The organism is Salmonella sp. SAL04157 (genome assembly GCF_046551635.1).
In the GTDB taxonomy this organism is placed as follows: Bacteria; Pseudomonadota; Gammaproteobacteria; order Enterobacterales; family Enterobacteriaceae; genus Salmonella; species Salmonella enterica.
Map to the genome: position 1 here is coordinate 382,782 of NZ_JBGDVS010000003.1, position 12,150 is coordinate 394,931.

A 12,150-nucleotide genomic window follows, 5' to 3' on the forward strand; every position below is an offset into this window, starting at 1 on the left:
ATCTCACCTGTTTTTACGATACATCATTGCTGTGAATCTGGTTCGCATTTTCTTACAGTTCACAGCGGTTACAAGGTAAATTCTTACCAATAAAATAGCGATATATGGCTGCTCCGGCACAGGCGCCGATAACAGGCGCGACAATCGGCACGATAAAATAAGGGATCTCTCGCCCACCGCTCATCGCCATGTTCCCCCACCCCGCTAACCATGTGAACAGTTTGGGACCGAAATCACGCGCCGGGTTCATTGCAAAACCGGTAAGGGGTCCAGTAGACGCGCCGATAACGGCAACCAATATCCCAATAAGCAAAGGCGCAAGCGGCCCTTTAGGAATGCCATTGCCATCATCCGTCAATGCCATGATCATGCCCATCAGAATCGACGTAATGACCACTTCCACCAACGCAGCCTGCCATACATTTAGCGCTGCGGCCGGATAGGTACTGAAAATGCTGGCTAATTGCAAACTTTCGACGCTACCGCGCACCATATGATGCGCAGTCTCAAATTCAGTAAAAAGGCTACTATAAAGCACATACGCCAGCAGAGCGCCGCCAAAAGCGCCGGCAAACTGGGCAATAATATAAGGCAATACTTTCTGTTTGGGAAAGCAGGCAAACAGCCACAGCGCAATCGTCACCGCAGGGTTAAGATGTCCGCCGGAGATTCCGGCCGTAAGGTAAACGGCCAGTGAAATTCCAAGCCCCCAAATAATGCAAATCTCCCATAATCCGAGGCTGGCGCCTGCGACTTTGAGCGCACTCAAACAACCGATACCAAAAAACAAAAAGAGTCCGGTGCCTAAAAATTCCGCACCACATTGCGCCTTTAGAGAATCATTCATGTGACACCTTCTGAGCAAAGTTCGTGTCCTGGCCAGCGCAAGTTTCGGCTGGCAGTAGAGTACAGCTAACCTCACTATAAAAAGTGCCGCCTGTAAATTGTTGGCAACCTGCGGACCTGTCTCCCGGAAAAATCGTGTTGCGATAGCAAAATTTTGCTTTTCCGATATTTTTATCAGCCCATCACACGGGAAATTTGAGCTATAAAATACGCCTGTGGAAATAATAAAATATTGCACAAGCCAACTTATCAATTTCGAATAAGCATCACATTTTGCGTCTTTCGCCATATCAAATAAAAATACTCTCGTCACTAACAAAAATGTAAAAATGAAATAATAAAAACAAAATAATCATATAGACAATAATAAATTAAATGTAATTTATCAATAAGTTATAAAAATAAAAGGCAATTTAATCATATTGCTTTCCCATTATTTTCTGATGTTCAATAGCAAGTCAGCCATTCTTTTTCCTCGCATCTTCTTATAGTCCCCACTATCGGAACACTCCATGCGAGGTCTTTATGCAACAAGAAGCACTAGGAATGGTAGAAACCAAAGGCTTAACCGCAGCCATAGAGGCCGCTGATGCAATGGTTAAGTCAGCCAATGTGATGTTAGTGGGCTATGAAAAGATTGGCTCCGGGCTGGTAACCGTCATCGTGCGCGGCGATGTTGGCGCGGTCAAAGCGGCCACCGATGCAGGTGCCGCAGCCGCACGCAACGTGGGTGAAGTGAAAGCCGTACACGTCATCCCACGCCCTCACACCGATGTAGAAAAAATCTTACCGAAGGGAATTAGCCAATGAGCAGCAATGAGCTGGTGGAACAGATCATGGCGCAGGTGATTGCCCGTGTGGCAACGCCGGAACAACAGGCCATCCCTGGTCAACCCCAACCTATACGAGAGACGGCTATGGCAGAAAAAAGCTGCAGTTTAACGGAATTTGTCGGGACCGCCATTGGCGATACCCTGGGCCTGGTTATCGCCAACGTCGATACCGCCCTGCTGGACGCGATGAAACTTGAGAAGCGCTATCGTTCCATCGGCATTCTCGGCGCCCGCACCGGCGCAGGCCCGCACATTATGGCGGCGGACGAAGCGGTGAAAGCCACCAACACCGAAGTGGTCAGCATTGAGCTGCCGCGCGATACCAAAGGCGGAGCGGGCCACGGTTCGCTGATTATTTTAGGCGGTAACGATGTATCCGACGTCAAGCGCGGTATCGAAGTCGCGCTGAAAGAGCTGGACCGCACCTTCGGTGATGTTTACGGCAACGAAGCCGGGCATATCGAGCTGCAGTACACCGCTCGCGCCAGCTACGCGCTGGAAAAAGCGTTCGGCGCGCCGATTGGCCGTGCCTGCGGCGTCATTGTCGGCGCTCCGGCTTCCGTCGGCGTACTGATGGCCGATACCGCCCTGAAGTCAGCCAACGTTGAAGTCGTGGCGTACAGCTCTCCGGCGCACGGCACCAGCTTTAGTAACGAAGCCATTCTGGTGATTTCCGGCGACTCCGGCGCGGTCCGTCAGGCGGTGACCTCCGCCCGCGAAATCGGCAAAACCGTCCTTGCGACCCTCGGTTCTGAACCGAAAAACGATCGCCCGTCCTACATCTGATACCCACGAGGCTGATTCATGAGATCGAAAAGATTTGAAGCACTGGCGAAACGCCCTGTGAATCAGGACGGCTTTGTTAAGGAGTGGATCGAAGAAGGCTTTATCGCAATGGAAAGCCCGAACGACCCGAAACCGTCGATTAAAATCGTTAACGGCGCGGTGACCGAGCTGGACGGAAAACCGGTTAGCGAATTCGACCTGATCGACCACTTTATCGCCCGCTACGGCATCAACCTGAACCGCGCCGAAGAAGTGATGGCGATGGATTCGGTCAAGCTTGCCAATATGCTGTGCGATCCTAACGTCAAGCGCAGCGAAATCGTTCCGCTGACCACCGCCATGACCCCGGCGAAAATTGTTGAAGTGGTTTCGCATATGAACGTGGTTGAGATGATGATGGCGATGCAGAAAATGCGCGCCCGCCGTACTCCATCTCAGCAGGCGCACGTCACCAACGTCAAGGATAACCCGGTGCAAATTGCCGCCGATGCCGCCGAAGGCGCATGGCGCGGGTTTGACGAACAAGAAACCACGGTTGCGGTAGCACGCTACGCGCCGTTCAACGCCATCGCGCTGTTGGTCGGTTCTCAGGTTGGTCGTCCGGGCGTACTGACGCAGTGCTCCCTGGAAGAAGCCACCGAGCTTAAGCTCGGCATGCTGGGCCACACCTGCTACGCCGAAACCATCTCCGTTTACGGCACCGAGCCGGTCTTCACCGACGGTGACGATACACCATGGTCGAAGGGCTTCTTAGCCTCTTCCTACGCCTCTCGCGGCCTGAAAATGCGCTTCACCTCCGGCTCCGGCTCAGAAGTGCAGATGGGCTACGCCGAAGGCAAATCCATGCTGTATCTGGAAGCGCGCTGCATCTATATCACCAAAGCGGCTGGCGTTCAGGGTCTGCAAAACGGCTCCGTAAGCTGCATCGGCGTACCGTCTGCCGTGCCGTCAGGCATTCGTGCCGTGCTGGCGGAAAACCTGATCTGCTCGTCGCTGGATCTGGAATGCGCCTCCAGTAACGACCAGACCTTCACCCACTCCGATATGCGTCGTACCGCGCGCCTGCTGATGCAGTTCCTGCCGGGTACCGACTTTATCTCCTCTGGTTATTCCGCGGTGCCGAACTACGACAACATGTTCGCCGGTTCCAACGAAGATGCGGAAGACTTTGACGACTACAACGTTATCCAGCGTGACCTGAAAGTGGACGGCGGTCTGCGCCCGGTTCGCGAAGAGGACGTTATCGCCATCCGTAACAAAGCCGCCCGCGCGCTGCAGACCGTGTTTGCCGGAATGGGACTACCGCCGATTACCGATGAAGAAGTTGAAGCCGCGACCTATGCCCACGGTTCGAAAGATATGCCGGAGCGTAACATCGTCGAAGACATCAAGTTCGCCCAGGAAATCATCAATAAAAACCGCAACGGTCTGGAAGTCGTTAAAGCGCTGGCGCAGGGCGGGTTTACCGACGTGGCCCAGGACATGCTCAACATCCAGAAAGCCAAGCTAACCGGCGACTATTTGCACACCTCCGCCATTATCGTCGGCGACGGACAAGTGCTCTCTGCGGTTAATGACGTCAATGACTATGCCGGTCCGGCAACAGGTTATCGCCTGCAGGGAGAACGCTGGGAAGAGATTAAAAACATCCCTGGCGCTCTTGATCCCAACGAGATTGATTAAGGGGTGAGAAATGGAAATTAATGAAAAATTGCTGCGCCAGATAATTGAAGACGTGCTCCGCGATATGAAGGGCAGCGATAAACCCGTCTCGTTTAATGCGCCTGCGGCATCCACAGCACCACAGACCGCTGCGCCTGCGGGCGACGGCTTTCTGACCGAAGTGGGCGAAGCGCGCCAGGGCACTCAGCAGGACGAAGTCATTATCGCCGTCGGCCCGGCATTTGGCCTGGCGCAAACCGTCAATATCGTGGGCTTACCACATAAGAGCATTCTGCGCGAAGTCATTGCCGGTATTGAAGAAGAAGGCATCAAGGCGCGCGTGATTCGCTGCTTTAAATCTTCCGACGTGGCGTTCGTCGCCGTGGAAGGTAACCGCCTGAGTGGCTCCGGCATCTCCATCGGCATCCAGTCGAAAGGTACTACGGTTATCCACCAGCAGGGGCTACCGCCGCTCTCTAACCTGGAGCTGTTCCCGCAGGCGCCGCTGCTGACGCTGGAAACCTACCGTCAGATTGGTAAAAACGCCGCCCGCTATGCGAAACGCGAATCACCGCAGCCGGTCCCTACGCTCAATGACCAGATGGCACGCCCGAAGTACCAGGCAAAGTCGGCCATTTTGCACATTAAAGAGACCAAGTACGTCGTGACGGGCAAAAACCCGCAGGAACTGCGCGTGGCGCTTTGATAAAGGATAACTCCATGAATACCGACGCAATTGAATCGATGGTCCGGGACGTATTGAGCCGCATGAACAGCCTGCAGGGCGATGCGCCAGCAGCGGCTCCTGCGGCAGGCGGCACGTCCCGCAGCGCAAAGGTCAGCGACTACCCGCTGGCGAACAAACACCCGGAATGGGTGAAAACCGCCACCAATAAAACGCTGGACGACTTTACGCTGGAAAACGTGCTGAGCAATAAAGTCACCGCTCAGGATATGCGTATTACCCCGGAAACCCTGCGCTTACAGGCGTCTATCGCCAAAGATGCGGGCCGCGACCGGCTGGCGATGAACTTCGAACGCGCCGCCGAACTGACCGCGGTACCGGACGATCGCATTCTTGAAATCTACAACGCCCTTCGTCCGTATCGTTCAACGAAAGAAGAGCTGCTCGCTATCGCCGACGATCTCGAAAACCGTTATCAGGCAAAGATTTGCGCAGCTTTCGTTCGTGAAGCGGCAGGGCTGTACGTTGAGCGTAAAAAACTCAAAGGCGACGATTAATTACAGGGGTATGTGATGCGATATATAGCTGGCATTGATATCGGCAACTCATCGACGGAAGTCGCCCTGGCGACTCTGAATGAGGCTGGCGCGCTGACAATCACCCACAGCGCGCTGGCGGAAACCACCGGGATCAAAGGCACGTTGCGTAACGTGTTCGGCATTCAGGAAGCACTTGCCCTCGTCGCAAAGCGCGCGGGGATCAATGTCAGCGATATTTCGCTCATCCGCATTAACGAAGCCACGCCGGTGATTGGCGATGTGGCGATGGAAACCATTACCGAAACCATCATCACCGAATCGACAATGATCGGCCATAACCCAAAAACGCCGGGGGGAGTAGGCCTTGGTGTGGGTATCACGATTACGCCGGAGGAGCTGTTAACCCGCCCTGCGGACTCGTCCTATATTCTGGTGGTATCGTCAGCCTTTGATTTTGCCGATATCGCCAATGTTATCAACGCCTCAATGCGCGCCGGATACCAGATTACCGGCGTCATTTTGCAGCGCGACGATGGCGTACTGGTCAGCAACCGGCTGGAAAAATCGCTGCCGATCGTTGACGAAGTTCTGTACATCGACCGCATTCCGCTGGGGATGCTGGCGGCGATTGAAGTCGCCGTGCCGGGGAAGGTTATCGAGACCCTCTCCAACCCTTACGGCATCGCCACCGTATTCAACCTCAACGCCGATGAGACGAAAAACATCGTCCCGATGGCGCGCGCGCTGATCGGCAACCGTTCCGCCGTGGTGGTTAAAACGCCATCCGGCGACGTCAAAGCTCGTGCGATACCCGCCGGTAACCTGGAGCTGCAGGCTCAGGGTCGTACCGTGCGCGTGGATGTCGCCGCCGGTGCCGAAGCTATCATGAAAGCGGTGGACGGCTGCGGCAAGCTCGACAACGTCACCGGCGAGGCCGGGACCAATATCGGCGGCATGCTGGAGCACGTGCGCCAGACCATGGCCGAGCTAACCAATAAACCCAGCAGCGAGATTTTCATTCAGGATCTTCTGGCCGTTGACACCTCGGTTCCGGTGAGCGTCACCGGCGGTCTGGCCGGGGAGTTCTCGCTGGAGCAGGCCGTCGGCATCGCCTCGATGGTGAAATCAGACCGTCTGCAGATGGCGATGATTGCCCGTGAAATTGAGCAGAAGCTTAATATCGACGTGCAGATCGGCGGCGCTGAGGCTGAAGCCGCCATTCTGGGCGCGCTGACCACACCGGGCACCACCCGACCGCTGGCGATCCTCGACCTCGGCGCGGGTTCCACCGATGCCTCCATCATCAACCCTAAAGGTGAAATCATCGCCACCCATCTCGCCGGGGCAGGCGACATGGTCACGATGATTATTGCCCGCGAACTGGGGCTGGAAGACCGCTATCTGGCGGAAGAGATCAAAAAATACCCGCTGGCTAAGGTCGAAAGCCTGTTCCACTTACGCCACGAGGACGGCAGCGTCCAGTTCTTCCCGACGCCGCTGCCTCCCGCCGTGTTCGCCCGCGTCTGCGTGGTGAAACCGGACGAACTGGTGCCGCTTCCCGGCGACTTAGCGCTGGAAAAAGTGCGCGCCATTCGCCGCAGCGCTAAAGAACGCGTCTTTGTCACCAACGCCCTGCGCGCGCTGCGCCAGGTCAGTCCAACCGGCAACATTCGCGATATTCCGTTCGTGGTGCTGGTCGGCGGCTCGTCGCTGGATTTCGAAGTTCCGCAGCTGGTCACCGATGCGCTGGCGCACTACCGCCTGGTCGCCGGGCGAGGAAATATTCGCGGCAGCGAAGGCCCAAGAAACGCGGTGGCCACCGGCCTGATTCTCTCCTGGCACAAGGAATTTGCATATGGACAGTAATCACAGCGCCCCGGCCATCGTCATTACCGTTATCAACGACTGCGCCAGCCTCTGGCACGAAGTGCTGCTGGGTATCGAAGAGGAAGGCATCCCTTTCCTGCTTCAGCGTCACCCGGCTGGAGATGTCGTTGACAGCGCCTGGCAGGCGGCGCGCAGCTCGCCGCTGCTGGTTGGCATAGCCTGCGATCGACACTCGCTGGTCGTGCATTACAAGAATTTACCCGCATCGGCACCGCTTTTTACGCTGATGCATCATCAGGACAGTCAGGCCCATCGCAATACCGGTAATAACGCGGCACGGCTGGTCAAAGGGATCCCTTTCCGGGATCTGAATAGCTAAGCAACAGGAGAACTGCAGTATGAATAACGCACTGGGACTGGTTGAAACAAAAGGGCTGGTCGGCGCCATTGAAGCCGCCGATGCAATGGTTAAATCCGCCAACGTACAGCTGGTGGGCTACGAAAAAATTGGTTCTGGCCTGGTTACCGTCATGGTTCGCGGCGATGTCGGCGCGGTTAAAGCAGCCGTAGATGCAGGCAGCGCGGCGGCAAGCGTCGTGGGTGAAGTGAAATCCTGCCACGTTATCCCGCGTCCGCACAGCGATGTTGAGGCCATTTTACCGAAATCAGCCTAATCGATGGCAAATAAGGAGCACCGCGTGAAGCAATCACTGGGATTACTTGAAGTTTGTGGTCTGGCACTGGCTATCAGCTGCGCCGATATCATGGCAAAATCCGCTTCTATCACGCTGCTCGCCCTCGAAAAGACCAATGGTTCAGGCTGGATGGTGATTAAAATTACCGGTGATGTGGCCTCCGTTCAGGCGGCTATCACCACCGGTGCGCATTTCGCCGAACAGCGGAATGGCCTGGTGGCCCACAAGGTTATCGCCAGGCCCGGAGAAGGGATCCTGCTCGCAGAGACACCCCCCCCTCCGTCATTGAACCTGAGCCTGAAGCGTCAGAGATGGCCGATGTCGTTTCTGAAGCGCCAGCAGAAGAGGCCCCGCAGGAATCAGAACTGGTCAGCTGCAATCTGTGTCTGGATCCAAAATGTCCGCGCCAGAAGGGCGAACCTCGTACGCTTTGCATCCATTCCGGCAAGCGAGGTGAAGCGTAATGGATAAAGAGCTTCTGCAATCAACGGTCAGTAAAGTTCTCGACGAGATGCGCCAGCGGCCTATTCCGCTGGGCGTCTCAAACCGTCATATCCACCTGTCCGCGCAGGATTATGAGCAGCTATTTCCTGGCCATCCCATCAGCGAAAAAAAAGCGCTGCTGCAGCCGGGACAATATGCTGCGGAACAAACCGTCACCCTGGTAGGGCCGAAAGGACAGCTAAAAAATGTGCGCCTGCTCGGCCCGCTGCGCTCGGTAAGCCAGGTGGAAATTTCGCGTACCGATGCCAGAACGCTGGGGATTACGGCGCCGTTAAGGATGTCCGGCAACCTGAAGGGCACACCTGGCATCCGCCTGGTCAGCCCCTTTGGCGAACTGGAGCTACCTTCCGGGGTTATCGTCGCGCAGCGGCATATTCATATGTCGCCGCTTGATGCGCTGATCCTGAAGGTCTCCCACGGCGATAGGGTTTCGGTGGCGATTGAAGGCGACGATCGCGGGCTGATTTTCAACAACGTGGCGATTCGCGTTTCACCGGACATGCGCCTCGAAATGCACATTGATACCGATGAAGCCAACGCCGCTGGTGCCGATAACCCGCAGGCCTTTGCCCGGCTGGTAGGCCCGCGATGAACGGCGAAATTCTGCAGCGCATTGTCGAGGAGATTGTCTCCCGACTGCAGCGCCGTGCCCAGAGCACGGCAACGCTGAGCGTTGCGCAGCTTCGCGATGCCGACTGTCCAGCGCTGTTCTGTCAGCACGCGTCGCTGCGCATCCTGCTCGTCGACCTGCCGCTGCTGGGTCAGCTTGCGGATGCGGAAACCGACGATGCCGCAGCACGGAAAATTCACGATGCTCTGGCGTTTGGCATCCGCGTACAGCTCAGCCTGCACAGCCAGCTGCTGCCGGTTATCCCGGTCAAAAAACTGGCTCGTCTGCCGCTGGTATTCACCGATGAGCACGGACTGCCGCTGGTTCTGCATGCGGGTTCGGTGCTGAGCTATCGCGATGTCGCGCTGCTAAGCCGGGGGCGTGTGGTTGTCCACCGCAAATGCATCGTGACCGCCATGGCGCGTGACGCGGCCAATGCGCGGAATATTCAATTAATTAAGCAGGAGTAAATCATGCATCTGGCACGAGTCACGGGCGCGGTTGTCTCCACGCAAAAATCACCTTCTTTGATTGGGAAAAAGCTGCTGCTGGTGCGTCGGGTCAGCGCCGATGGCGAACTCCCCGCCTCGCCTACCTCCGGCGATGAAGTGGCCGTGGACTCCGTCGGCGCGGGCGTCGGCGAACTGGTTTTGCTCAGCGGCGGCTCCAGCGCCAGGCACGTTTTTTCCGGGCCAAATGAGGCCATCGACCTCGCCGTTGTCGGCATTGTAGATACGCTTTCGCGTTAAGGGGCGGTTATGGCGATTTATACCCGAACAGGTGACGCTGGCACCACATCACTGTTTACCGGCCAGCGGGTGAGCAAAACCCACCCGCGGGTTGAAGCCTACGGCACGCTGGATGAGCTGAACGCCGCGCTGAGCCTGTGCGCCTGCGCCGCTGCGGATGAAAATCACCGCACCTTACTCGAGGCCATCCAGCAGCAACTTTTTTGGTTTAGCGCAGAGCTGGCCTGCGACAGCGAGCAGCCGTCGCCCAAACAGCGCTACATCAGCAGCGAAGAGATTTCGGCCCTGGAAGCCGCTATCGATCGGGCAATGGCCCGCGTCGAACCGCTGCACAGCTTTATTTTACCCGGACGCTGCGAAGCCGCGAGCCGCTTACATTTTGCCCGCACGCTGGCGCGCCGCGCCGAACGCCGTCTGGTTGAGCTGGCGGCGGAAGTCAACGTACGTCAGGTGCTGATGCGCTACATCAACCGCTTATCGGACTGCCTGTACGCCCTGGCCCGCGCGGAAGATAGCGATGCGCACCAGGCCAACATCATCCGTGAAGTTAGCAAGCGCTATCTGGCTGCCAGCCAGCCGACCCGCAGCAAGGAGACAACGCCCGTGGCTCTCTCATTCCACGATCTGCACCAGCTCACCCGCGCCGCCGTTGAACGCGCGCAGCAACTGCAGGTTCCGGTAGTCGTCAGCATCGTTGACGCGCACGGTACGGAAACTGTGACCTGGCGGATGCCGGACGCCCTGCTGGTCAGCAGCGAACTGGCGCCGAAAAAGGCATGGACCGCAGTGGCAATGAAAACGGCGACCCATGAGCTGAGCGATGTTGTTCAGCCAGGCGCGGCGCTTTATGGCCTGGAAAGTCATTTACAGGGAAAAGTGGTCACCTTTGGCGGCGGTTACGCCCTATGGCGCGACGGCATATTAATTGGGGGTCTTGGCATCAGCGGCGGCAGCGTTGAGCAGGACATGGACATAGCACAGACCGCCATCGCGGCTATTAACGTGGGAACTCATCAATGAATACTTCTGAACTCGAAACCCTGATTCGCACCATTCTTAGCGAGCAATTAACCACGCCGGCGCAAACTACGGCCCAGCCTCAGGGCAAAGGGATTTTCCAGTCCGTGAGCGAGGCCATCGATGCCGCGCACCAGGCGTTCTTACGTTATCAGCAGTGCCCGCTAAAAACCCGCAGCGCCATTATCAGCGCGATGCGTCAGGAGCTGACGCCGCTGCTGGCGACCCTGGCGGAAGAGAGCGCCAATGAAACGGGAATGGGCAACAAAGAAGATAAATTCCTCAAAAACAAGGCTGCGCTGGACAACACGCCGGGCGTAGAAGATCTCACCACCACCGCGCTGACCGGTGACGGCGGCATGGTACTCTTTGAATACTCGCCGTTTGGCGTCATCGGTTCAGTCGCCCCAAGCACCAACCCGACGGAAACCATCATCAACAACAGCATCAGCATGCTGGCGGCGGGCAACAGCGTCTACTTTAGCCCGCATCCGGGCGCGAAAAAGGTCTCTCTGAAGCTGATTAGCCTGATTGAAGAGATTGCCTTCCGCTGCTGCGGCATCCGCAATCTGGTGGTGACTGTAGCTGAACCCACCTTCGAAGCGACCCAGCAGATGATGGCCCACCCGCGAATCGCGGTACTGGCTATTACCGGCGGCCCCGGCATTGTGGCAATGGGCATGAAGAGCGGTAAGAAGGTGATTGGCGCTGGCGCGGGTAACCCGCCCTGCATCGTTGATGAAACGGCGGACCTGGTGAAAGCGGCGGAAGATATCATCAACGGCGCGTCATTCGATTACAACCTGCCCTGCATTGCCGAGAAGAGCCTGATCGTAGTGGAGAGCGTCGCCGAACGTCTGGTGCAGCAAATGCAAACCTTCGGCGCGCTGCTGCTAAGCCCGGCCGATACCGACAAACTCCGCGCCGTCTGCCTGCCTGAAGGTCAGGCCAATAAAAAACTGGTCGGCAAGAGCCCATCGGCCATGCTGGAAGCCGCCGGGATCGCTGTCCCTGCAAAAGCGCCGCGTCTGCTGATTGCGCTGGTTAGCGCTGACGATCCGTGGGTCACCAGCGAACAGCTGATGCCGATGCTGCCGGTGGTAAAAGTCAGCGATTTCGATAGCGCGCTGGCGCTGGCCCTGAAGGTTGAAGAGGGGCTGCATCATACCGCCATTATGCACTCGCAGAACGTGTCGCGCCTGAACCTCGCGGCCCGCACGCTGCAAACCTCGATATTCGTCAAAAACGGCCCCTCTTATGCCGGGATCGGCGTCGGCGGCGAAGGCTTTACCACCTTCACTATCGCCACGCCAACCGGTGAAGGGACCACGTCAGCGCGTACTTTTGCCCGCTCCCGGCGCTGCGTACTGACCAACGGCTTTTCTATTCGCTAACCG

Annotated in this window: 14 protein-coding genes and 1 pseudogene; 14 read left to right on the forward strand and 1 reads right to left on the reverse strand. The window is 57.0% G+C overall.

The genetic code is table 11. The features are described 5' to 3' along the window. Positions 1-52 precede the first annotated feature (52 nt). Complete coding sequence (pduF, locus tag ACLJRE_RS08840) at positions 53-847, reverse strand: propanediol diffusion facilitator PduF (RefSeq protein WP_001000023.1); 795 nt, start codon at positions 845-847, stop codon at positions 53-55. Between the two features lie 524 nt (positions 848-1,371). Between pduF and pduA the strand changes: the two genes are divergently transcribed. From pduA to pduP, 14 genes and pseudogenes are all read left to right on the forward strand, one after another. After that, complete coding sequence (gene pduA / locus ACLJRE_RS08845; RefSeq protein WP_001183618.1) at positions 1,372-1,656, forward strand: propanediol utilization microcompartment protein PduA; 285 nt, start codon at positions 1,372-1,374, stop codon at positions 1,654-1,656. Continuing rightward, on the forward strand, positions 1,653-2,465 hold the full coding sequence (gene pduB, locus ACLJRE_RS08850; RefSeq protein WP_000097500.1) for a propanediol utilization microcompartment protein PduB: 813 nt from the start codon (positions 1,653-1,655) through the stop codon (positions 2,463-2,465). The genes pduA and pduB overlap by 4 nt, the downstream gene beginning before the upstream one ends. Positions 2,466-2,483: 18 nt before the next feature. After that, positions 2,484-4,148 carry a propanediol dehydratase large subunit PduC gene (pduC, locus tag ACLJRE_RS08855; protein WP_410957371.1) on the forward strand — a complete coding sequence of 555 codons (1,665 nt, stop codon included), beginning with the start codon at positions 2,484-2,486 and terminating at the stop codon, positions 4,146-4,148. Positions 4,149-4,158: 10 nt separating this feature from the next. Then, complete coding sequence (pduD, locus tag ACLJRE_RS08860) at positions 4,159-4,833, forward strand: propanediol dehydratase medium subunit PduD (protein WP_000405048.1); 675 nt, start codon at positions 4,159-4,161, stop codon at positions 4,831-4,833. Between the two features lie 14 nt (positions 4,834-4,847). Next, complete coding sequence (gene pduE / locus ACLJRE_RS08865) at positions 4,848-5,369, forward strand: propanediol dehydratase small subunit PduE (protein ID WP_001090597.1); 522 nt, start codon at positions 4,848-4,850, stop codon at positions 5,367-5,369. A gap of 15 nt (positions 5,370-5,384) precedes the next feature. Beyond that, positions 5,385-7,217 (forward strand): propanediol dehydratase reactivase alpha subunit PduG, encoded by a 1,833-nt coding sequence (gene pduG / locus ACLJRE_RS08870; RefSeq protein ID WP_001268899.1) that lies wholly within the window; start codon positions 5,385-5,387, stop codon positions 7,215-7,217. Continuing rightward, the gene (gene pduH, locus ACLJRE_RS08875) at positions 7,207-7,557 is read left to right on the forward strand and encodes a propanediol dehydratase reactivase beta subunit PduH (protein ID WP_023212527.1); all 351 of its coding nucleotides are present in this window, start codon (positions 7,207-7,209) and stop codon (positions 7,555-7,557) included. Before pduG ends, pduH begins: the two co-directional genes overlap by 11 nt. A gap of 19 nt (positions 7,558-7,576) precedes the next feature. Continuing rightward, positions 7,577-7,852 (forward strand): propanediol utilization microcompartment protein PduJ, encoded by a 276-nt coding sequence (gene pduJ, locus ACLJRE_RS08880; protein WP_001057755.1) that lies wholly within the window; start codon positions 7,577-7,579, stop codon positions 7,850-7,852. Between the two features lie 3 nt (positions 7,853-7,855). Further along, positions 7,856-8,337: pseudogene (gene pduK, locus ACLJRE_RS08885) on the forward strand (propanediol utilization microcompartment protein PduK). Continuing rightward, entirely contained in the window at positions 8,337-8,969 is a 633-nt protein-coding gene (locus ACLJRE_RS08890) for a phosphate propanoyltransferase (RefSeq protein ID WP_023212528.1), read from the forward strand. The pseudogene pduK and the gene ACLJRE_RS08890 overlap by 1 nt, the downstream one beginning before the upstream one ends. Then, entirely contained in the window at positions 8,966-9,457 is a 492-nt protein-coding gene (gene pduM / locus ACLJRE_RS08895; protein ID WP_001645044.1) for a propanediol utilization microcompartment protein PduM, read from the forward strand. Before ACLJRE_RS08890 ends, pduM begins: the two co-directional genes overlap by 4 nt. 3 nt (positions 9,458-9,460) lie before the next feature. Further along, a complete protein-coding gene (gene pduN / locus ACLJRE_RS08900) occupies positions 9,461-9,736 on the forward strand; it encodes a propanediol utilization microcompartment protein PduN (protein ID WP_000549825.1) in 276 nt (91 codons plus the stop codon). A gap of 9 nt (positions 9,737-9,745) precedes the next feature. Beyond that, on the forward strand, positions 9,746-10,756 hold the full coding sequence (gene pduO, locus ACLJRE_RS08905) for a two-domain cob(I)yrinic acid a,c-diamide adenosyltransferase PduO (RefSeq protein ID WP_001029478.1): 1,011 nt from the start codon (positions 9,746-9,748) through the stop codon (positions 10,754-10,756). Continuing rightward, positions 10,753-12,147: a CoA-acylating propionaldehyde dehydrogenase PduP gene (gene pduP, locus ACLJRE_RS08910; protein ID WP_023212530.1), complete on the forward strand. Its 1,395-nt coding sequence runs from the start codon at positions 10,753-10,755 to the stop codon at positions 12,145-12,147. Before pduO ends, pduP begins: the two co-directional genes overlap by 4 nt. Positions 12,148-12,150: the final 3 nt, after the last annotated feature.

Coding starts and splice junctions, on each gene's coding strand:
- pduG (WP_001268899.1), top strand. CDS start 5,385: ATGCGATATATAGCTGGCATTGATATCGGCAACTCATCGACGGAAGTC.
- pduA (WP_001183618.1), top strand. CDS start 1,372: ATGCAACAAGAAGCACTAGGAATGGTAGAAACCAAAGGCTTAACCGCA.
- pduP (WP_023212530.1), top strand. CDS start 10,753: ATGAATACTTCTGAACTCGAAACCCTGATTCGCACCATTCTTAGCGAG.
- pduJ (WP_001057755.1), top strand. CDS start 7,577: ATGAATAACGCACTGGGACTGGTTGAAACAAAAGGGCTGGTCGGCGCC.
- pduH (WP_023212527.1), top strand. CDS start 7,207: ATGGACAGTAATCACAGCGCCCCGGCCATCGTCATTACCGTTATCAAC.
- pduO (WP_001029478.1), top strand. CDS start 9,746: ATGGCGATTTATACCCGAACAGGTGACGCTGGCACCACATCACTGTTT.
- pduD (WP_000405048.1), top strand. CDS start 4,159: ATGGAAATTAATGAAAAATTGCTGCGCCAGATAATTGAAGACGTGCTC.
- pduB (WP_000097500.1), top strand. CDS start 1,653: ATGAGCAGCAATGAGCTGGTGGAACAGATCATGGCGCAGGTGATTGCC.
- pduF (WP_001000023.1), bottom strand. CDS start 847: ATGAATGATTCTCTAAAGGCGCAATGTGGTGCGGAATTTTTAGGCACC.
- ACLJRE_RS08890 (WP_023212528.1), top strand. CDS start 8,337: ATGGATAAAGAGCTTCTGCAATCAACGGTCAGTAAAGTTCTCGACGAG.
- pduE (WP_001090597.1), top strand. CDS start 4,848: ATGAATACCGACGCAATTGAATCGATGGTCCGGGACGTATTGAGCCGC.
- pduN (WP_000549825.1), top strand. CDS start 9,461: ATGCATCTGGCACGAGTCACGGGCGCGGTTGTCTCCACGCAAAAATCA.
- pduC (WP_410957371.1), top strand. CDS start 2,484: ATGAGATCGAAAAGATTTGAAGCACTGGCGAAACGCCCTGTGAATCAG.
- pduM (WP_001645044.1), top strand. CDS start 8,966: ATGAACGGCGAAATTCTGCAGCGCATTGTCGAGGAGATTGTCTCCCGA.